The sequence below is a fragment of the Solimonas aquatica genome (assembly GCF_900111015.1).
GTDB lineage: Bacteria > Pseudomonadota > Gammaproteobacteria > Nevskiales > Nevskiaceae > Solimonas > Solimonas aquatica.
In genome coordinates this window covers 56,486-76,883 of record NZ_FOFS01000016.1, presented here as the reverse complement: position 1 = coordinate 76,883, position 20,398 = coordinate 56,486, and the positions used below count along the sequence as shown (strand labels likewise).

The following is a 20,398-nucleotide window of genomic DNA, read 5'->3' as shown; positions in this document are numbered from 1 at the left end:
AGCGTCTTGAGTGCTGGCTTAGAACCAGATCTGGAAACGGGAATAGACGAGCTTTTCGTCCTGACGGTCCACGACCACCGTCGAAGGCGTACCCGCGGCGCCGCCGTCGAAGCGGGTCAGAGAGTAGGCCAGGTCGATCTTCAGGTTGTTGACCGGATACCAGTTCAGGCCGGCGGCCCAGGTGCTGGCCTTGCTCGCCGATGCGGTGGCGCTGGCGAAGGTCGGGAAGGTCTTGTCGTCGATGTCGAGCACGCCGTAGCGCGCCACCAGTTCGAAGGCGCCGTAGCCGTCCTTGCCCAGCGGATTCTTCGGCTTGGTCAGGCCGCCGTAGCTGGCGTCTTCACCGGTGAGGAAGTAGTTGGCCACGCCCTGGTAAGCCTTGTGGTGCAGGGTGTCGGCCTTGCTGCCGGTGTTGGTGATCACCTGCTGCGCGTTTTCGATGTATTCGGCGACCAGGCCGAAGCTGTTGCGGTAGTAATAGGCCTGCGGGCTGACGCGGTACTCATAGCCGTGCGACTGCGTGAACACCGAGCCTGAGCTCACATAGCTGAAGAAGGTGTTCTGACCCGGCGTGCGGTAAGCCAGATCGCTGATGCCTACGGTGCCGCGTTCGCGCGTGCCGTAAGTGCCGCCGACGCCGAAGCCCAGGCCCTGCAGCAGGCCCGGCTCGTTCTTGAACGGCTCGCTGAACACACGGCCGGCGAATTCCTTGCGGTTGTCGCCAGCGGTCTTCGCCTGCTGCGCGCCATCACGGCCGTCGCTGGCGCCGTTGAAGATGCCCAGGGCGTAGCTGGTGGTGCCGCCGAACAGCGCGCCGCCCAGCTGCACGCCGTAGTCACGGTTGGGGCCCAGCTCGTTGGGGAAGCCGCGCTCGTTGAAGGCTGTGGCGCCGCTGGCCTGCAGGTTTTCCAGCACCACCGGCACCTTGAACTTGCCGGCGCGGATCACCGCCGCCGGGTCCAGACGCAGTTCGCCATACACATCGGAGACCGTCGCGCTGTCCGGCGCGAAGTTGGGCTGGATGCGGAAGAACAGCTGCTTGCCCAGGGTCAGCTCAAAGGTGGGCTCGACACGGCGCAGGAGGAAACCGTCGTTGCTGCGCACCGAAGCGGCCGGACCGTCGCTCAGGAAGAAGCGGCCGTCGGCCTGCAGCAGGCCACGGAACTTGAATTCGTAATCACCCTTGGCGGACTTGATGGAGAAGCCATTGCTGCCGGCGGCAACCGTGGCGGCGTCCTTGGCCTTGGCGTCGGCTTCTTCCTTCTGGTTCTCCAGCTGGCGCTCCAGAATCTTGATGCGCTGATCCAGCTGTTCGAGACTGGGCCCCTGTTCGGCAAAGGCCTGACCGGCAATGGCGGCGATCGGCAGCAGAGCCCAGGTGTAATGACGCTTTGACATGAGACGCACTCTCCCTAAGAGTTCGGTTTGAAGAAGTGCGCTTATGCTGATGAGCTCTTATAACCCTGTAAAAGAATCAATGGCCATTCTTAAAGCTCAAAAAAATATAAGCCTGCCGCCTCAGCGCTGCAGCAGGCCGTCAATCAGCTCCAGGTCGGCGGCGGCGAGCTGGCCGGCGTAGGCCTTCAGATTCAGGTACGACATCAGGTAGTCGTAACGCGAGCGGGAATAGTCGCGCTGGGCCGAGTAAAGCAGCTGCCGCGAGTTGAGCACATCGATGGTGGTGCGCGTGCCCACCGAAAATCCGGTCTCGCTCGCCTCCAGCGCCGTGGTGTTGGAGACCACCGCCTGCCGGTACGCCTTCACCTTGGCGGCGCCGGTGACCACGCCCTGCCAGGCGTCACGCGTGTTGCGCTCCACCAGGCGCTTGCGTGCCAGGGCCTGCGCCTCGTACTGCCGCTGCGTGGCCTGGGCCTGGCGCAGCTGCGAGGCCACGCCGCCGCCGGCAAACAAGGGCAGCGACAGTTGCAGCGACACCGCATCGGCATCGGCCTTGCCCTGATTGAAATCATTCACCTGCCGCGTGCTGCGCGCGGCGGCGAGATTCACGGTGGGGTAGTGACCGGCGCGGGCGATGCCGATGTCGGCCTCGGCGATGCTGGCCTGATAGTCCGCCATCATCAGATCGAAGTTGCCTTGCAGCGCGGCCTGGACCCAGGTCTCGGCATCCTGGCTCGGCGTGGGCAGGGGAATTTCATCCTGCAGCGCCACCCAGCGCTCCACCGGCTGGCCGGTGATTTCGCGCAGGGCCTGCTTGGCGGCCTCCAGGCTCTGACGTGAGGCGATCAGCTGCGCGGTGGTGAGGTCGTGGCTGGCCTGCGCTTCCTGCACATCGGTGACTGCCGCCAGGCCCACTTCGAAACGGCGCTGCGCCTCTTCGCGCTGCCGCTGGCTGGCGTTGTTCTGCGCCTGCAGGGAGCGCAGATCATCGGCGGCGGCCAGCAGATTGAAATAGGCCTGCGCGGTGCGCAGCATCAGATCCTGCTCGGCGGCGCGGAACTGCGCCTCGGCCAGGGCCACGCGGTCACCGGCCTGGGCGTAACGGCGAAACGCCGCCCAGTCGAACAGTGGCTGGGAAAGATTCAGTCCGTAGCTGTAGGGATGCGAGCTGCTGTAGCTCGCATCAGCCAGGCCCTCGCCGCTGATGCGCTGCCGCTGCCAGCTTTGCGTGGCGCTGGCGGAGAGCTGCGGCAGCAGCCCGGCCAGGGCCTGCGGGCGTGCCTCCACGGCGGCCTCGCGGGTGTAGCGCGCGGCGCTGAAACTGGCGTCGTTGTCCTGGGCCTCGCCGTAGACGCGCAGCAACTCGCCCGCAGCGCTGGCGCCGGGTGCCGCGAGGCCGGCCAGCAGCGTCGCCGCCAGCCAGCGCTTCAAGGAATACCGCATGCCCATCTCCCGATACAGGCTTGAAAGTCAGTAGCGCGGCACGCTCGGATCGACCTGCGCCGACCAGGCATCGATGCCGCCGGCGACATTGGCCACGTCGGCAAAGCCGTTCTTGTCCAGAAAGCGCGCGGCCATTTCCGAGCGCATGCCGTGATGGCATAGGACGGCGATGGCCTGCTGCGGGTTTAATTCGCCGAGGCGCTGCGCGATTTCATGCAGGGGGATGTGCAGTGAAGGCTGCACGCTGGCGAACTCGCGCTCGTCGGCGCCGCGCACGTCCAGCAGCACCAGGCCACCGGCATCGAGCTGCTGCTTGAGTTCCTGCACGCTGATGATTTTCATGGCGGCCCTGGCTTTGAATGGGAAGTGCGGGAAAGTTTACTGCACGGTAAAACGCAGCTGGCCGATCAGCTGATCGCTCTGCGTCACCACGCGCACCTGCCAGCGTCCGCGCGGCTGCTCGCCGAACGCGGTCTTGTGCGTCCAGGCGCGGTAGCCGGCTTCGCGGCCGCCACGGATCTCGATGGCGATGGTGTCCACCAGCCGGCCCTCGTGCCACCACTGATGCAGGATGATTTCGTGCAGGCCGCGCGGTGCGTGAATCGGCGTCCAGGCGTACAGGCCGTGGCGCTGCAGTTCCGCGACACTGAGCGTGCGCGGCGCCGGCTGCGGCTCGCGGCTGCCGGTATCCACCTGCCAGGCCAGCTGCGCGTCGTGCACGCTCAGGGTGGCGGGCGGAATCGCGCCACGCAGCTGCCAGAGCGCCAGCGCCGCCGCCAGCGACAAGGCCGCAGCGGCGCTCAGGCGCCACCAGCGACGGCCGCGCAGCGTCAGATAAAACAGGGGCAGGCACAGCAGGCCGGCGGCGGCGACGGCCAGATGCAGGCTGCGCGTGGTGTCGATCTGCCAGAGCATGGGCGCGGCGGCCAGCACGGTGATGAAACCGGCGCTGACATGAAACAGCCAGAGCAGCAGGGGGCGCTTGAGCACCTGGCCGAAGTACAGCGGATCGATGATCGAGACCAGCCCCAGGCTGCCGAGCAGCAACAGGAACAGGGCCTGCGGAATGTCGCTGTTCACCGCCGCGATGAAGAAGGGCAGGGTGAAGAAGAACGACTCCTGATGCAGGGCCTGCGTGACATAACCCAGCACCGCCTGCGAATGCGTCTGCCAGCGCGCCGGCAGCAGCCGGTTCAGGCCGCGCGCTTCCAGCATCGCCAGCAGCCAGGACAGCGGCAGCAGAATGACCAGCACCTGTGCCACGCGCTCCTGACGCTGTACCAGCAGAAAGCTGGCGAGGCCGGCGGCGAAACTGCCCAGCGCCACCAGATGCCGGTAGCGCGACCATAGCTGCAGCCAGCGCGGCTGCACGGTCTGCGTCATTTACGAGTCGCCCGGCATCTGCTGCGGATGCACCAGTCCGGCCAGCTCGGTGCGGCTGCAGACGCCCAGCTTGCGGTAGACGCGATACAGATGATTGGCCACGGTGGACGGCGCCACACCGATCTTCTTGGCGGCCTGCTTGAACGACAGGCCCTGTGCCACGCAGAACACCACCTCGCGCTCACGCGCGGTCAGGCGGTCCAGCGGGCCGGCCGGCCAGAGGATCACCAGGAACAGGTCGCCGTAGGCCTCGCTGCGCAGCATCAGATCACCGAAGCCGCGCGTCTCGCCCGGCGGCGGCAGCTCGAAGGGCAGGCGCTGCGGATCGCGCTCGGGCACGCGCTCGTCGAGCAGGTCCAGGAAGCGCAGCTGCGCCTCATGAAAGACGCCGGCGCCATCCACCACCGCTGCCGCCGAGCCGGGCGGACGTTCGCGATGGGTGCTGGCCACGTGCACGAAGAAGGTGTGGGAGGCGGCGTTGAACAGGTGGTAGACCGCGCGCTTCTGCCGCGCCCGCTCCTGCTCGGTGAAGCGCTGGCCACGGTCCTTGCGATACAGGGTCAGCAGCGAGTACAGGCCGCTGCGCCGGTCCAGATGGCCGGTGGCGAGGATGCGCTCGATGCCGTAGGGCGCGAAGGTGTCGCGATACAGCTCGGAAGCAAAGAACTGCGCGTCGTCCATGACATCCGCCATGTCCACCGGCGTGTCCAGACTCTGCATCAGGCGCGGCACGATGGGGTTGAGCGGCGTGCTGTCCTGCAGGCGCTGCGGGAACTCCGAGGGCAGGCCGTGCACGGTCACGGTGTGAAACTTCAGCGGCGCCACCGAGCCGCTGCCCCAGATCGCGCCATCGCAGGGGATCAGCCGGGCCAGCTGCGCCAGCGCCCAGCTCCGGAACTGCTCGGCGGGCGTCAGGATGCCGGTGCGATACAGGCGCACGATGAGCCGATCAACCGGGTCGATGGCGTCGGATTGCGTGGGAACGCTCATGGAGCAGCGCGCGGCTTTAGGAGAATCATCTCAAGTCGATGCGGCGGGGCGCGATTTACTATCGGGAAGGTCTCGCAGGCTTCCCATACTAACAAGATCGGGCTGCGCCCACGGCGCGGAATTCACCCCAACAGAGTTCTGGGAACAGGAGGCGAGCGGGCATGAAGACCGTCAATGACTGGCTGGACGAATACAACATCAGCCACCGCAATCCCATCAACAAGCGCCTGCACTGGATCTGCGTGCCGCTGATCGTCTTGGCCGTGGCCTGCGCGCTGAAGCGGGTGCCGATGGGGCCGCTGCCCGATCTCACCCTGCTGGTCGGCGTGGCGGTGCTGCTCTACTACTTCCGCCTGTCCTGGCGCCTGGCGCTGGGCATGAGCCTGATTTTCGCCCTGGCCTACGCTCTGGTGCTGCAGGCCGAGGCGCAGCTGGGCGCGGGCCTGCTGTGGGCGGCGGCGGCTGTGTTCGTGCTGGCCTGGATCGGGCAGTTCATCGGCCACTACTACGAGCGCGCGCGGCCGTCCTTCTTCAAGGACCTGCAGTTCCTGCTGATCGGTCCGCTGTGGCTGCTGGCGCACGTCTATCGCCGCCTGGCGCTGCCCATCCAGCCGGCCACCGCCGGCGGCTGAGACCCTGGCCCCACAGGCAGTCGCGGGCGCACGTTACAGTGACGCTTTCGCGAACGGGGATCAGGGGGCGGGGATGGCGGAGCGGGATTCGACTGCGGTCTGGCGGTGGCTTGCGGGTCTGGGGATGTGCTGCTGCGCTGGCGCCGCTTCAGCCGCCGGCGATTCGGACTGGTCGGCCGGTGTGTTCGTAGGCCAGGCGGTCAAGGGCAATCTCTCCGACATCCTGCCGCGCGCCTTCACCGGCAAGCTGGACTTCCAGACCGCTTACGCCAGTGGTGTGCTGCTGCGCTATGAACTGGCCAAGCCCGGCTGGCTGAGCGACTGGAGCCAGCGCCACGGCTGGCCGCTGTCCAGCAGCCTGGAATTCGGCGCGCTGCAGATGAGCGGCCTGACGCACAACACCGAGCTGGATCTGGACTGGCGCCCCGCAATCACTTTCTGGCAGCCGGGACGCTTCCAGATCGAAACCGCCTGGGGCATCGGGCTCTCGCATTCCTTCGGCAAGCCCTGGTCCGACTACGAAGACCCCGAGCATCCGCAGGGCTACAAGACCCTGTTCCACATGACGCCGGAGCTGGCGCTGCGCAACGAAGACCTGCCCGGCTGGTCGCTGGGCCTGCGCCTGCATCACCGCTCCGGCATCTACGGCACCGTGGCGCCGCGCAAGGTCGGCAGCAACCACGTGGGCCTGGCGCTGATGCGGCAGTTCTAGCTGCACTACTCGTGCAGCGGCACCTGCGCCTGCACCACGGCAAACGCGGTCATGTTGACGATGCGCCGCACCGTGGCCGAAGGCGTGAGGATGTGCGCCGGCCGCGCCGCGCCGAGCAGAATCGGGCCGATGGCGACATTGTTGCCGGCGGCGGTCTTGAGCAGGTTGTAGGCGATGTTGGCCGAGTCGAGATTCGGCATCACCAGCAGATTGGCCTCGCCGCTGAGCGTGGTCTCGGGCAGGATGCCGCGCCGCAGCTTGTCGTCCAGCGCGCAGTCGCCGTGCATCTCGCCGTCCACTTCCAGTTCCGGCGCCTGCTCCTGCAGCAGCTCCAGCACGCGGCGCATCTTCAGCGCCGAGGGCGCATCCGAGCTGCCGAAGTTGGAATGTGAGAGCAGCGCGACCTTGGGCTCCAGGCCGAAGCGGCGGATTTCCGCGGCGGCCAGACGCGTGATTTCGGCCAGCTGCTCGGCGCTGGGATCGAGATTGACGTGGGTGTCGACGATGAACAGCTGGCGGTTGGGCAGAATCAGGCCGTTCATGGCGCCGTAGCAGCTCACGCCGGGCGCGCGGCCGATCACCTGGTCCACATAGCGCAGATGCCGCGCGGTGGTGGACAGGGTGCCGCAGATCAGGCCGTCGCCTTCGCCTTTCTTCAGCAGCATGGAGGCGATCAGCGTGGTACGCCGGCGCATCTCCATGCGCGCGTACTGCGCGGTGATGCCGCGCCGCGCGGTCATCGCGCGGTAGTCCTGCCAGTACTCGCGATAGCGTGCGTCGAATTCCGGATTGACCACCGTGTAATGCTGGTTCTCTTTCAGGCGCAGGCCGAAGCGCTCGATGCGCTGCGCGATCACCGCCGGGCGGCCGATCAGAATCGGCGTGGCCAGCTTGTCGTCCACCACGATCTGCACCGCGCGCAGGATGCGCTCTTCCTCGCCTTCGGCGAACAGCACGCGCTTGCGTTCCGGCGGCACATGGCGCGCGGCGGCGAACAGCGGCTTCATCATGGTGCCGCTGCGGTACACGAACTGCTGCAGGCGTTCGATGTAGGCGTCGAAATCCGTGATCGGCCGCGAGGCCACGCCGGAATCCATCGCCGCCTTGGCCACCGCCGGCGCGATCTTCACGATCAGGCGCGGATCAAAGGGCTTGGGGATCAGGTATTCCGGGCCGAAGCTCAGGGACTCGGTGCCGTAGGCCTGCGCGACGATATCGTTCTGCTCCTGGCGCGCCAGCTCGGCAATCGCCTGTACCGCCGCGATCTCCATCGCGCGCGTGATGGTGGTGGCGCCAACGTCCAGCGCGCCCCGGAAGATGAAGGGGAAGCACAGCACGTTGTTGACCTGGTTCGGATAGTCCGTGCGGCCGGTGGCGATGATGGCATCGCCACGCACCGCGCGAACCTCGTCCGGCAGGATTTCCGGCGTGGGATTGGCCAGGGCAAAGATCAGCGGCTTGGCCGCCATCTTCTTCACCATCTCGGCTTTCAGCACGCCGCCGGCCGACAGGCCCAGGAACATGTCGGCGCCTTCGATCACCTCGGCCAGCGTGCGCGCCGCGGTCTTCTGCGCAAAGCGCGCCTTGTCCTCGTCCATCAGCTCGGTGCGGCCCTGGTAGACCACGCCGGCCAGATCGGTGAGCCAGATGTTGCGCTCGGGCAGCCCCAGGTCCACCAGCAGGTCCACGCAGGCCAGGGCGGCGGCGCCGGCGCCGCTGACCACGAGCTTGATGTCCTGGATGTTCTTGCCGACCACCTTCAGGCCGTTGGTGAAGGCGGCGCCGACGATGATCGCGGTGCCGTGCTGATCGTCGTGGAACACCGGAATCTTCATCCGCTTGCGCAGCTCGCGCTCGATGTAGAAGCACTCCGGCGCCTTGATGTCTTCCAGATTGATGCCGCCGAAGGTGGGCTCCAGCGCGGCGATGATCTCGATCAGCTTGTCGGGGTCGCGCTGATCCACTTCGATGTCGAAGACATCGATGCCGGCAAACTTCTTGAACAGCACCGCCTTGCCTTCCATCACCGGCTTGGCGGCGAGCGGGCCGATGGCACCCAGGCCCAGCACCGCCGTGCCATTGCTGATCACCGCCACCAGATTGCCACGCGCCGTGTAACGGTAGGCATTGACCGGATCGGCGACGATCTCCTCGCAGGCCGCCGCCACGCCCGGCGAATAGGCCAGGGCCAGATCGCTCTGGTTGGTCATCTGCTTGGTGGAGCTCACCGCCAGCTTTCCGGGCACCGGGAACTCGTGGTAGTCCAGCGCGGCCTTGCGCAGACGGTCTTTGGCGGAAAGCGGGGCGGCGTCCTGACTCATGGGCTTGTGCGAACTCGGGCGAAAAGCGAAGGCCGCGATTATAGCGGTGGGGCGCTGGCACACCGGCCGGGTAATACCATCGGGCTATTCAAAAACGGGACAGGGGCGCTCAGCATGCCGGGCATGGTCGGCCTGTGCCGGCCGCCACCGCCCACCCGTGCAAAAAGGGGAGAGTTTCATGAGCGCAAAGCGCAGCAAAGGCAATCTCTATCTCTGGGTGCTGACGGCGATTGTCGCCGGCGCGCTGCTCGGGCATTTCGCGCCTGCCAGCGGCGTGGCCCTCAAGCCGCTGGGCGATGGCTTCATCAGTCTGATCAAGATGCTGATCGGGCCCATCATCTTCCTCACCGTGGTGATCGGCATCGCCGGCGTGTCGGACGTGAAGAAGGTGGGCCGCGTCGGCGTCAAGGCGATTGCCTACTTCGAGGTGGTGTCCACGGCGGCGCTGATCATCGGCCTGATCGTGGTCAACACGCTCAAGCCCGGCCACGGCTTCAACGTCGACCCCGCCACGCTGGACGCCAGCGCGGTGGCCAAGTACGCCGAGCAGGCGCATGAGCAGAGCACCTCCGGCTTTCTGCTGCACATCATCCCGAAGACCTTCATGGACGCCTTCACCGGCGGCGGCGATCTGCTGCAGGTGCTGCTGATTGCGCTGTTGTTCGGCTTCGCGCTCTCCGCCATCGGCGAAGCCGGGCGGCCGGTGATGACGCTGCTGGAATCGCTGTCGAAAGTGTTCTTCCGCGTGATGAACATGATCATGGTGCTGGCCCCGGTGGGCGCCGGCGCGGCCATGGCCTTCACCATCGGCAAGTACGGCGTGGACAGCCTGGGGCCGCTGCTCAAGCTGATGGGTGGCTTCTATCTATGCTGCGTGTTGTTCGTGGTGCTGGTGCTCGGCAGCATCGCGCGCCTGTCCGGCTTCAGCATCTTCAAGTTCCTGCGCTACATCCGCGACGAGCTGCTGCTGGTGCTGGGCACCTCGTCCTCTGAATCGGCGCTGGTGCCGATGATGCAGAAGATGGAGCGCCTGGGCTGCAAGCGCTCGGTGGTGGGTCTGGTGATTCCGAGCGGCTACTCCTTCAATCTCGACGGCACCAACATCTACCTGACCATGGCCGCGATCTTCATCGCCCAGGCCTTGAACATCGAGCTGACGCTGACCCAGGAGATCAGCCTGCTGGCGGTGGCCATGCTCACCTCCAAGGGCGCCAGCGGCGTGACCGGTGCCGGCTTCATCACCCTGGCCGCGACCCTGGCCGTGGTGCCCTCGGTGCCGGTGGCGGGCCTGGCGCTGATTCTGGGCATCGATCGCTTCATGAGCGAGGCGCGCGCGCTGACCAACATGATCGGCAATGGCGTGGCCACGGTGGTGGTCGCCGGCTGGGAAAACGAGCTGGATCGCGAGCGCCTGCGCCGCGAGCTGGATGCCGGCCCTGCGGTCACGAGCGAAGGCGCAGGCGAGCCGCAGACCCAGACGCTGATTGCAGGCACCTGAACCTCCGCTCCTGAAAAAGCCGCCGCGGCTCTGCCACGGCGGCTTTTTTCATGCGGGCGGGCGCCACTTGTGCAGCCATCGCCTGCCCCCAGGCAGGGCGGGTGAGGGGCGCAGCCGCGTAGGCCGCCCTGCTGGCGGCTGCCTGGGGGACGCTCGTGCAAGCAGGCTGCTAGAGTTCGAGCGACACCAAAATCCAAAGCCCTATCGCCATGATGCCGTCCCCCGCGCAAACCGCCGCCCATGGCGCTGCCTGGCGCATCGCATCCATCCTGCGCGGCGCCATCGGCAATCTGGTGGAGTGGTACGACTGGTATGTGTACTCCGCTTTCTCGCTGTACTTCGCCAAGGCGTTTTTCCCCAAAGGCGATCTGACCGCGCAGCTGCTCAACACCGCTGCGGTGTTCGCCGTGGGCTTTCTGATGCGGCCGCTCGGCGGCTGGCTGCTGGGACGGTATGCGGATCGTCACGGCCGGCGCGCGGCTTTGATGGTGTCGATCTATCTGATGTGCGGCGGCTCGCTGATCGTGGCGCTGACGCCGGGCTATGCGCAGATCGGCGTCGCGGCGCCGGTCTTGCTGGTGCTGGCGCGGCTGCTGCAAGGCTTGTCGCTGGGCGGTGAGTACGGCAGTTCGGCGACTTATCTGAGCGAGATGGCCACGGCCCGGCATCGCGGTTTTTATTCCAGCTTCCAGTACGTGACCCTGATTGCCGGCCAGCTGCTGGCACTGCTGGTGCTGATGTCGTTGCAGCATGTGTTCCTCAGCACCGAGGCGCTGGAGGCCTGGGGCTGGCGGATCGCCTTCGGCATCGGCGCAGCCACCGCGCTGGTGGCCCTTTATCTGCGTCGCGGCATGGCGGAAACCAGCGCCTTTGCGCAGCGCTCGGCACCGGCGCAGGCCGGTACGCTGCACGGCCTGCTGCAGCATCCGCGCGCCCTGCTCACCGTGGTGGGCCTGACCATGGGCGGCACGCTGGCCTTCTACACCTACACCATCTACATGCAGAAGTATCTGGTCAACAGCGTCGGCATGAGCAAGACCGATGCGACGCTGATTTCCGCCGCCACCTTGTTTCTCTACATGCTGCTGCAGCCCGTGGTGGGGGCGCTCTCGGATCGCATCGGTCGCCGCCCGGTGCTGATCGCCTTCGGCGTGCTGGGCAGCCTGCTCACGGTGCCCATCCTCAGTCATCTGCAGGCCGTGACCACGCTCTGGCAAGCCTTCGCCCTGATCATGCTCGCGCTCATCGTGCTCAGCGGCTACACCGCGATCAACGCGGTGGTGAAAGCCGAGCTGTTTCCCACCGAGGTGCGGGCGCTGGGCGTGGCGCTGCCGTATGCGCTCACCGTCTCGATCTTCGGCGGCACCGCCGAGTATCTGGCGCTGTGGTTCAAGAGCATCGGCCATGAGCAGGGCTTCTACTGGTATGTGACGGTCTGCATCGCGATATCGCTGCTGGTGTATCTGCGCATGCCGGACACGCGTGCGCATTCGCGCATCGTCGATGGCTGAGCCTCTGCCCCGCGCCGCCACGCTGCCGCCGCGTCGCTGGCGGCGCCTGGGTCTGGCGCTGCTGCTCGCCGCACTGATCGGTGCGCTGATGGTGCTGGCGGCGACGCAGGCACAGCGGCGTGCCGAGCGGGTGGCCGGCGAGCGGGCGCAGGAACAGCTGCGTCTCTACGCCGGTGCCCTGCAATCCTTCATCGAGCGCTATCGCCGCCTGCCTTCGGTGCTGGCGCTGGACGCCGAGCTGCGCGCGGCGCTGCGCGGTGAACCGGATGCGGCGCAGCGCGCGGCGCTGAGCCGCAAGCTGGAAGAGGTCAACGGTCTGGCGCTGACCTCGACGCTGACCCTGATCGACCGTCAGGGGCGCGGCCTGGCGGCCAGCAACTGGCGCTCGCCGCGCAGCAATGTCGGCGTCGATTACAGCTTCCGTCCGTATTTTCTGCAGGCGCGGCGCGAGGGCAGCGGGCGCTTCTATGGCATCGGCATCACCACCGGTGTGCCCGGTTATTTTCTGGCGCAGGCGGTGCGCGACGAAGACGGCAGCTTTCTGGGCGCGGTGGTGGTGAAGATCGTGCTCGCCGAGCTGGAAAGCGAATGGGCGGGCAACCATGACATCGTGCTGGTCAGCGACGAACACGGCGTGGTGCTGCTGAGCAATCGCAGCCCCTGGCGTTATCGCGAGCTGCGCAGCCCCAGTGCCGCCGAACGCGAGGAGCGGGCGCGCAGCCAGCAATATGCCGGCCTCACGCCGCAGCCGCTGAACCGCGACCGCGTGGCGCGCGACTATCTCTGGCGCAGCCTGGCGCTGCCCGGCGAACACTGGCAGCTGCATCTGCTGCATGCGCGCGGCGACATCGCCGCCGCCGGACGCAGCGCGGCGCTGGCCAGTGGTGCCAGTCTCACTGGTCTGCTGTTCCTGCTGCTGTTCGTGCAGCAGCGCCGCCGCCTGCTGCAGCTGCAGAAGCGCAGTCGCGCGGAACTCGAAGAGCTGGTGCGGCAGAACGCGCAGGCGCTGCGCAGCGCGCAGGACGCGGTGGTGGCCGCCGCGCAGCAGGCCGCACAGGGACAGGTGCGCAGCCTGGAGCATCTGCCGCAGGGCGTGAGTGTGATCGATGCCGAGCTGCGCCTGGTGTCCTGGAACCGCCGTTACGCGGAAATCTTCCGCTATCCGCCGGAGCTGCTGCGCGTCGGCCGGCCCATCGAAGAACTGCTGCGCTACAACGCTGCGCGCGGCCTGCTCGGCGTGCGCGATCTGGAGGCCGAGATTCACAAGCGCCTGCAGCATCTGCGCGCCGGTGCGCCGTACACCTTCGAGCGCGAATGGGCCGATGGCACGGTACTGGAAATGCGCGGCAATCCGCTGCCCGGCGGCGGCTTCGTCACCGCCTATGCCGATATCACGAGCTACAAGGCCGCCGCGCGCGAGCTGCGTGAACTCGCCGGCGTGCTGGAGCGGCGTGTCGCGCAGCGCACCGAGGATCTGGCGCAGGCGCGCGGCGAGGCCGAGCGCGCCAATCGCGCCAAGACCCGCTTCGTGGCGGCGGCGGTGCATGATCTTCTGCAGCCGCTCAATGCGGCCCGTCTTTATCTGTCGGCGCTGCAGGCGCGTCTGCGCGAACCCGAGACGCAGCGGGTGGCGGCGAACATCGAAGAAGCCCTCTCGGCACAGGACGCGATTCTCACCAGCCTGCTGGACATCTCGCGCATCGAGTCCGGTGCCATCGCCGCCGAGATTCGCGACTTCGCGCTGCAGCCGCTGTTCGAAACCCTGGCGCGCGAGTTCAGCATTCTGGCGCAGGCGCGCGGCCTGTCGCTGCGGGTGAGGGCGACGCGCGCCATCGTGCGCAGCGACGAAGCCCTGCTGCGCCGCATCCTGCAAAACCTGCTGTCCAATGCCCTGCGCTACACGCGCAAGGGCGGCGTGCTGCTGGCCTGTCGTCGTGAAGGCGGGCAATGGCGCATCGAGGTCTGGGATACCGGCATCGGCATCGCCGAGCATCAGCGCGAGGAGATCTTCGAAGAGTTCCGGCGTCTGGATCGCGGCGGTGAAGCGGGCGCGGGCCTGGGGCTGGCGATTGTCGAACGCATCGCCCGGCGCCTGGGCCATCGCCTGAGCCTGCGCTCGCAGCCAGGGCGGGGCAGCGTATTTGCCTTGCGCCTGCCGGCTGGTGAAAGTCCCGCGCCGGCGGCCGTGGCGCAGGTGGCGGCGGGCGGTTCCAGCCTGCAGCAGCGCCGCATCTGGTGCATCGACGACGATGCGCGCGTGCGCGAGGCCACGCGCGAGCTGCTGCAGGGCTGGGGCTGCGTGGTGCGGCTGGCGGCCGGTGCCGAACAGGCGCTGGCGCTGCAGGCCAGCGAGCCGGCACCGGAACTCTTGCTGCTCGATCACCGCCTCGGTGATGGCGAGGGCTGGCAGCTGTTTGATCGTCTGGCGCCGCAATGGCCGAAGCCGCCGGCGGTGATCGTGATCTCCGGCGATCAGGACGAGGCGCTGCTGGCGCGCTGGCGCGAACGCGGCTGGGCGTATCTGGGCAAGCCGGTGAAGCCGGCGGCGCTGCGCGCGCTGATCGGCAGCCTATTGCGGCGCGCGGTCTGAGTCGTCCAGGCGCAGCGCGCGCAGCAGCACGGCGGCCTGGGTGCGGCTATGGCATTCCAGCTTGGCGAGAATGGCCGAGACATGCACCTTCACGGTGTTCTCGGCCAGGCCCAGCTCGTAGGCGATCTGCTTGTTGAGCAGGCCGCGCGCCAGGCACAGCAGCACGCGCAGCTGCTGCGGCGTGAGCTGCGCCAGACGCGTGGCCAGCTGCGCATCCTGCGGGTCTTCACCGGCCGCGCCGGGAAACCATTCGCCGCCGGCCATCACGCTGCGCAGCGCCTCGCCGATCAGCGGCAGCGGCGCCGACTTGCTCAGGAAGCCCGCCGCGCCGAACTGGCGCGCGCGCTGCACGGTGCGCGCGGCATCGTCGGAGGAAATCATCAGCACCGGCAGCGCCGGACGTTCGCTGCGCAGATACACCAGCGCCGAATAACCTTCGGCGCCGGGCATGTGCAGGTCCAGCAGCGCGAGGTCGAGATCGGCATGTGCGGCCAGCGCCTGCTCCAGGCTCTGCAGGCTGTCGGCCTCGACGATCCGGCAGGGCTCGCTGAAGAACGAGGGCAGGGCCTGCGCCAGCGCCTGGCGCAGCAGCGGATGATCATCGGCGATCAGAATCTTCATGGCGATGCGGCACGGCTGCGCAGTGCCAGCAGCCGCCCGCCCAGCAACACCAGCGCCGCGCCCGCCGCCGAGGAGGCATAAGTGCTCCACAGCGGCCAGTTCACGGTGTGGTGGGACACGGCCTCATCGTCCATCCACATATCGCCGGCGATCCAGCCCAGCAGCGCCGCGCCCAGTTGCACCACCAGCGGCAGCTTGTCCATCAGCATCAACACCAGACGGCTGCCCCAGACGATGATCGGCACGCTGACCAGAATGCCCAGTGCCACCAGGCCCAGATGACCATCGGCGGCGCCCGCCACTGCCACCACATTGTCCAGGCTCATCACCGCGTCGGCGACGATGATGGTGCGGATCGCGCCGAGCAGATGGGTGCTGGCCGAGACCTCATGCGCGTCCTCGTCCTGCGGGATCAGCAGCTTGATGCCGATCCACAACAGCAGCAGCGAGCCGATGATCTTCAGAAATGGCAGCGCCAGCAGACTCAGCGCGAAGAACACCATCAGCACGCGCAGGCCGATGGCGCCGAACACGCCCCAGAAGATGCCGCGGTTGCGCAGTTCCTCCGGCAGCTGCCGGCAGGCCAGGGCGATGACCACGGCATTGTCGCCACCGAGCAGGACGTCGATGGCGATGATCTGGGCGACAGTGAGCAGCGAGAGATCGGCGAAGAAGGACAGGCTCATGCGCGCGATTTTACGCGCGATGTGCTCTTACAGCGCCGCTTCGAACAGCTCCAGGTGCGGATGGCCCGGATAGATGCCCTAGGGCCTGTTAACAATCACTTGACGCGCTGCGACGGCGGCTGTTTTGGCGCAGGGCAAGGCGGCAGACGCGCCGCTTGGTGATTCCAAGCCAGCGGCTGTCAACGCCGCCCTGCGCCAAAACAGCCCCGTCCCTTCGGGTTGCGCCGGAAATCGCGCCATGCGGCGTTGCGAAACTTGGCCTTGGAACCACCAAGGCCTGCGTTTCGCGCCTTGCCTGGCGCGATTTCTGGCAGCAACGCAACGCTTCAAGTGATTGTTAACAGGCCCTCGTGTCGCCGGCATTGCGGTGCGCCATGCGAAACGCCTCCGAGCGCGTCCAGGCTTCGAAGGCGGTGCGCGAGTCCCACACCGAGTGCGAGGCGAACAGGGTGTGGTCGTCCTGACTCTCGCCGCGCAGCAGATGAAACTGACGAAAGCCCGGCACGCCGGCGAGGTGACTGTCGCGGTTCTTCCACACCGCGACGAAATCATCCTCGCGGCCGCGCGCGATCTTGAAGCGGTTCATGGCGATGAACATGGCGGTTCTTGGTAGCCTGCGAAGGTGGCGATGCCGGTAGGCTAGCGCAGATGCGCGGGGCGGCGCTTTTTCTTGCCGCCGCCGTCGCCCGGCATGAGCAGGAACACGATGGCGAAGCAGGCCAGCAGATCCAGCAGCAGAAACAGGGCGATGCTCATGGTGTGTTCTCCAGGGCGGTAGGGTCGCCTGCGGTGTCGCGGTTTTCCGGCGGGGCCGGCCGCCGGCCGGCGCAGACTGGCGACGGCGTCTTGCGCCGGGCCTGCGGCGGTTTCCGTGTCGAGATCGGGTGAGGCGGTGGTAAAGACGTCGGAGGAAATGCGGGCATCGCAGACTCCTGGTGAAGAAAGGGAGGCTGGCGATGGGGACCCTGCTGGCCATTCCCAGGTTATTGAGAATTACTCTCAATTGCAAGCTGTGGCTGGCCAGGCTTTAAAGTCGATCTGAATCCAAGCGCATCGCGGCGCGTGCGCCGCCTGAGGACCGGTATGAACATCCAAGCGTTGAGGGCGGCCTGTCTGGCCGCGGTCTGTTGCTTCCTTTCGCAGGCGGCGCCGGCGGCCGGCGCGCTGGAGGCGGCGGTGGGCAGCGCCAAGCGCACGCCCGACTATGTGCAGCGCGATGGCGCGCGCCATCCGGTGCAGACCTTGCGCTTCTTCGGCATCCGTCCGGAGATGACGGTGGTGGAGATCTGGCCCGGTGGCGGCTGGTACACGGAGATTCTGGCGCCGCTGCTGCGCGAGCAGGGGCATTACTACGCCGCGCATTTCCCCGCCGACTCGGACTCGAAGTATTACCGCGAGGCCCGCGCCAGCTTCGACGCCAAGCTGCGTGCCGATCCGGCGCTGTACGACCGCGTCAGCGTCACCACGTTCGACCCGCCCAGGCGCGTGGACATCGCGCCCGCCGGCAGCGTCGATCTGGTGTTGACCTTCCGCAATGTGCACAACTGGTACATGCGTGGCGGTGGCGATGAGCGCGTGGTGGCGGCGTTCAAGGCCATGTATGTGGCGCTCAAGCCCGGCGGCGTGCTGGGTGTGGTGGACCACCGCCTGCCGGCCGGCCGGCCGCTGAGCGATCAGGAAGCCAGCGGCTATCTGCGCGAGGACTATGTGATCCAGATGGCACAGCGCGCCGGTTTTGAGCTGGCGGCCAGATCCGAGATCAACGCCAATCCCCGCGACGACGCCAATCATCCCGAAGGCGTCTGGACCCTGCCGCCCACCCTGCGCCTGGGCGACAAGGACCGCGAGCGGTATCTGGCCATCGGCGAAAGCGACCGCATGACCCTGAAGTTCGTGAAGCCGGGGAAATGAGGCGCACCGCGCTGCGCTGTGGTGCTCGCCGCGGCCAGCCGGTTCGATCCTGAGACAGCCGCCGCCGGTGGCGGCCGTGCTGGGTGAAGCGCTGCAGGCTGCGCGATGCTGCCGCCGATTTCTGCTACGGCGCTTATGTCACTGCAGTACCGGCACGCCGGTTTTCTGCCTGACCTCGTCCATCGAGACCTCAGGTGCCAGCTCCACGAGCTGCAGCCCGGCTGCGGTGACGTCAAAAACGCCAAGCTCGGTGATGATGCGGTCGACGACGCCGACGCCGGTGAGCGGCAGTGTGCATTGCGGCAGAATCTTGAGCTCGCCGCCCTTGGCCGTATGTTCCATGAGCACGACGACACGCTTGACGCCGGCGACGAGATCCATCGCACCGCCCATGCCCTTGACCATCTTGCCGGGCACCATCCAGTTCGCTAGGTCGCCCTTTGCGGAGACCTGCATCGCGCCGAGGATCGACAGATTGATGTGGCCGCCACGGATCATCGCAAACGAATCGGCGCTGGAGAAGAAAGAGCTGCCGGGGATTGTGGTGATGGTCTGCTTGCCGGCGTTGATGAGATCGGCATCGACCTCGTCGGCGCGCGGGAACGGACCGATGCCCAGCAGGCCGTTCTCGGACTGCAGCCACACGTCCATGCCCTCGGGAATGTAATTGGCGACGAGTGTCGGCAGGCCGATGCCAAGATTGACGTAGAAACCGTCCTGCAACTCGCGTGCGGCGCGCTGCGCCATCTGTTCACGGGTCCAAGCCATCGTCATGTCCTCACGGTGCGTTGTTCAATGCGCTTCTCGGGAGTCTTGTTGAGCACGAGGCGCTTCACATAGATGCCCGGTGTATGGATCTGGTCGGGATCGAGTGCACCGGTTTCGACAATCTCCTCAACCTCGGCGATGCAGACCGGTGCCGCCGCGGCAACCATCGGATTGAAGTTGCGCGCGGTGCGACGATAGACAAGATTGCCGGCCTGATCGGCCTTCCAGGCCTTGACCAGCGCGACGTCGGCCTTCAGTGCTCTTTCGAGTACATACCACTCACCGTCGAACTGCCGCGTTTCCTTGCCCTCTGCCACAATCGTGCCGTAGCCGGTCCTGGTGAAGAACGCAGGGATGCCGGCGCCACCGGCGCGCAGGCGTTCGGCGAGATTGCCCTGCGGCGTGAACTCCAGTTCGAGTTCGCCGGCGAGATACTGGCGCTCGAACTCCTTGTTCTCGCCGACGTACGACGAGATCATCTTCCGGATCTGTCGCGTCGTCAGCAGCTGGCCGAGACCGAAGCCATCGACGCCGGCGTTGTTGCTGATGATGGTGAAGTCTTTCTTGCCGGTATCGCGCAGGGCGGCAATCAGCGCCTCGGGAATGCCGCAGAGGCCGAAGCCGCCGACGGCGAGCGTGATTCCGTCACGGACCAGATCCTCGAGCGCGCTCCTGGCGTCGGGGTACAGCTTGTTCATGCCTTGCTCCTCTTCTTGGAAAGGGCCTGCGCGACGCGCGAGCGCGTCGGCCGGCCGATTGTCGAACAGATGTAGTCGCCGGCGTGCACGAGCGCATCGAGATCGACGCCGGTTTCGATGCCCAGGCCGTGCAGCAGATAAATGAGGTCCTCGCTGGCGACGTTGCCCGCCGCGCCCGCCGCATAGGGGCAGCCGCCGAGCCCGGCCACCGAGGCATCGAAGGTGCTGATGCCCATTTGCAGCGAGGCGTAGACGTTGGCCAGCGCCTGCGCGTAGGTATCGTGGTAGTGAGCGGCGAGCTTTTCGACCGGCACCACCTTGAGCACGGCCTCGATCATGCGCTTGGTCTTCTCGGGCGTGCCGACGCCGATGGTGTCGCTCAGCGCGATCTCGTGACAGCCCATCTGATACACGGCGGCGGCGACCTCGGCCACTGCCTGTGGCGAGACCTCACCCTGATAGGGGCAGCCGAGCGCGCAGGAGATGTAGCAGCGCACCGGGATGCCGTGCATCTTCGCCGCAGCCACCACGTCCTCGAAGCGAGTCAGGCTCTCGGCGATCGAACAGTTGATGTTCTTCTGCGTGAACGCCTCGGACGCCGCGCCGAACACGGCCACCTCGTCGGCGCCGGCGGCGAGCGCGGCCTGGAAGCCCTTGAGGTTCGGCGTGAGGGCCGAGTAGCGCAGCCCGGCGCGGCGTGGCACGCCGCGCATGACGGCGTCCTGGTCGGCCATCTGCGGTACCCACTTTGGCGAGACGAACGCAGTGGCCTCGATATGACGCAGTCCGGCATCGGCGAGCCGCTCGATGAGGCCGAGCTTGACCGCCGTGGGCACCTCGCCCGGTTCGTTCTGTAGCCCGTCGCGCGCGCCGACTTCGACGATGCGGACCTGCTTCGACAGGGCATTCATGGCGCGCGCTCCAGGCCGATGAGCGAGACGCCGCTCCGTGTCTGCTGGGTCGGAATGCAGTGGAAGCCCTTGTCCGTTTCTTGCGCGGACGCCTCCGGCCTGTGCGCATGACGCACCGGCGTTTCGTGCAGCGCATCGATATCGAAGCCCGGATCAAATTCAGATGTCTTGTTGCTCATGTCGATCCGTCATGAAGGGAACCACTGGGTTATGGGCGGCGGCCGGAGTCCTGCCTTGCCGGGCAGGCGCCATGGCGGGCGAAGCCATTCTATGAGCGGCGCGGTAAAAAGTGAATAAAAATTCGCAAAATGAAATTGCGTTCGGC

General features: G+C 66.8%; 19 protein-coding genes. 6 read left to right on the top strand and 13 right to left on the bottom strand.

Translation table 11 applies throughout. The annotated features are described in order from the left end of the window. Window positions 1-18 precede the first annotated feature (18 nt). The 5 genes from BMY12_RS18005 to BMY12_RS17985 all read right to left on the bottom strand — a co-directional run bounded on the left by BMY12_RS18005 (window position 19) and on the right by BMY12_RS17985 (window position 5,214). Window positions 19-1,398, bottom strand: coding sequence for an OprO/OprP family phosphate-selective porin (locus BMY12_RS18005; RefSeq protein ID WP_093289208.1), 1,380 nt, complete (start codon window positions 1,396-1,398; stop codon window positions 19-21). Between the two features lie 120 nt (window positions 1,399-1,518). Further along, window positions 1,519-2,841 carry a TolC family outer membrane protein gene (locus BMY12_RS18000; RefSeq protein WP_177189063.1) on the bottom strand — a complete coding sequence of 441 codons (1,323 nt, stop codon included), beginning with the start codon at window positions 2,839-2,841 and terminating at the stop codon, window positions 1,519-1,521. A 27-nt stretch (window positions 2,842-2,868) separates the two neighbouring features. Further along, entirely contained in the window at window positions 2,869-3,183 is a 315-nt protein-coding gene (locus BMY12_RS17995; protein WP_093289205.1) for a rhodanese-like domain-containing protein, read from the bottom strand. Between the two features lie 36 nt (window positions 3,184-3,219). After that, window positions 3,220-4,224, bottom strand: coding sequence for a DUF5924 family protein (locus BMY12_RS17990; protein ID WP_093289204.1), 1,005 nt, complete (start codon window positions 4,222-4,224; stop codon window positions 3,220-3,222). Further along, on the bottom strand, window positions 4,225-5,214 hold the full coding sequence (locus tag BMY12_RS17985; protein WP_093289202.1) for a helix-turn-helix transcriptional regulator: 990 nt from the start codon (window positions 5,212-5,214) through the stop codon (window positions 4,225-4,227). 161 nt (window positions 5,215-5,375) lie between these two features. On the opposite strand from BMY12_RS17985, the gene BMY12_RS17980 reads away from it, so the two are divergent. Together BMY12_RS17980 and BMY12_RS17975 are read left to right on the top strand one after the other, a co-directional pair. After that, window positions 5,376-5,846, top strand: a complete 471-nt coding sequence (locus tag BMY12_RS17980) for an Mpo1 family 2-hydroxy fatty acid dioxygenase (protein WP_093289201.1) — start codon at window positions 5,376-5,378, stop codon at window positions 5,844-5,846. Between the two features lie 124 nt (window positions 5,847-5,970). Continuing rightward, the gene (locus tag BMY12_RS17975; protein WP_093289199.1) at window positions 5,971-6,558 is read left to right on the top strand and encodes a hypothetical protein; all 588 of its coding nucleotides are present in this window, start codon (window positions 5,971-5,973) and stop codon (window positions 6,556-6,558) included. A gap of 5 nt (window positions 6,559-6,563) precedes the next feature. On the opposite strand, the gene BMY12_RS17970 is transcribed toward BMY12_RS17975, so the two are convergent. After that, the gene (locus BMY12_RS17970) at window positions 6,564-8,879 is read right to left on the bottom strand and encodes an NADP-dependent malic enzyme (protein WP_093289198.1); all 2,316 of its coding nucleotides are present in this window, start codon (window positions 8,877-8,879) and stop codon (window positions 6,564-6,566) included. Window positions 8,880-9,057: 178 nt separating this feature from the next. Between BMY12_RS17970 and BMY12_RS17965 the strand changes: the two genes are divergently transcribed. The 3 genes from BMY12_RS17965 (at window position 9,058) to BMY12_RS17955 (ending at window position 14,478) form a co-directional block, all read left to right on the top strand. Further along, window positions 9,058-10,377, top strand: coding sequence for a dicarboxylate/amino acid:cation symporter (locus BMY12_RS17965; RefSeq protein WP_093289196.1), 1,320 nt, complete (start codon window positions 9,058-9,060; stop codon window positions 10,375-10,377). A gap of 209 nt (window positions 10,378-10,586) precedes the next feature. Next, entirely contained in the window at window positions 10,587-11,888 is a 1,302-nt protein-coding gene (locus BMY12_RS17960) for an MFS transporter (RefSeq protein ID WP_093289195.1), read from the top strand. Beyond that, a complete protein-coding gene (locus tag BMY12_RS17955; protein WP_093289193.1) occupies window positions 11,881-14,478 on the top strand; it encodes a hybrid sensor histidine kinase/response regulator in 2,598 nt (865 codons plus the stop codon). Before BMY12_RS17960 ends, BMY12_RS17955 begins: the two co-directional genes overlap by 8 nt. On the opposite strand, the gene BMY12_RS17950 is transcribed toward BMY12_RS17955, so the two are convergent. The 3 genes from BMY12_RS17950 to hmuQ form a co-directional block, all read right to left on the bottom strand. Then, a complete protein-coding gene (locus BMY12_RS17950) occupies window positions 14,458-15,099 on the bottom strand; it encodes a response regulator (protein WP_093289192.1) in 642 nt (213 codons plus the stop codon). The genes BMY12_RS17955 and BMY12_RS17950 overlap by 21 nt on opposite strands. Next, complete coding sequence (locus BMY12_RS17945) at window positions 15,096-15,785, bottom strand: TerC family protein (RefSeq protein WP_093289190.1); 690 nt, start codon at window positions 15,783-15,785, stop codon at window positions 15,096-15,098. Before BMY12_RS17945 ends, BMY12_RS17950 begins: the two co-directional genes overlap by 4 nt. A gap of 337 nt (window positions 15,786-16,122) precedes the next feature. Then, on the bottom strand, window positions 16,123-16,383 hold the full coding sequence (gene hmuQ, locus BMY12_RS17935) for a heme-degrading protein HmuQ (protein WP_093289189.1): 261 nt from the start codon (window positions 16,381-16,383) through the stop codon (window positions 16,123-16,125). A gap of 485 nt (window positions 16,384-16,868) precedes the next feature. Here hmuQ and BMY12_RS17930 point away from each other — a divergent pair, with 485 nt between their 5' ends. Then, window positions 16,869-17,696 (top strand): class I SAM-dependent methyltransferase, encoded by an 828-nt coding sequence (locus BMY12_RS17930; RefSeq protein WP_093289187.1) that lies wholly within the window; start codon window positions 16,869-16,871, stop codon window positions 17,694-17,696. Between the two features lie 138 nt (window positions 17,697-17,834). On the opposite strand, the gene BMY12_RS17925 is transcribed toward BMY12_RS17930, so the two are convergent. Genes BMY12_RS17925 through BMY12_RS17910 form a run of 4 tightly spaced genes read right to left on the bottom strand, consistent with a single transcriptional unit; the run spans window position 17,835 to window position 20,252 of the window. Continuing rightward, complete coding sequence (locus tag BMY12_RS17925; protein ID WP_093289186.1) at window positions 17,835-18,464, bottom strand: 3-oxoacid CoA-transferase subunit B; 630 nt, start codon at window positions 18,462-18,464, stop codon at window positions 17,835-17,837. A 2-nt stretch (window positions 18,465-18,466) separates the two neighbouring features. Then, complete coding sequence (locus tag BMY12_RS17920) at window positions 18,467-19,162, bottom strand: CoA transferase subunit A (RefSeq protein ID WP_093289184.1); 696 nt, start codon at window positions 19,160-19,162, stop codon at window positions 18,467-18,469. Then, the gene (locus tag BMY12_RS17915) at window positions 19,159-20,073 is read right to left on the bottom strand and encodes a hydroxymethylglutaryl-CoA lyase (protein WP_093289183.1); all 915 of its coding nucleotides are present in this window, start codon (window positions 20,071-20,073) and stop codon (window positions 19,159-19,161) included. Before BMY12_RS17915 ends, BMY12_RS17920 begins: the two co-directional genes overlap by 4 nt. Next, window positions 20,070-20,252 carry a hypothetical protein gene (locus BMY12_RS17910; RefSeq protein WP_093289181.1) on the bottom strand — a complete coding sequence of 61 codons (183 nt, stop codon included), beginning with the start codon at window positions 20,250-20,252 and terminating at the stop codon, window positions 20,070-20,072. The genes BMY12_RS17915 and BMY12_RS17910 overlap by 4 nt, the downstream gene beginning before the upstream one ends. Window positions 20,253-20,398 lie beyond the last annotated feature (146 nt).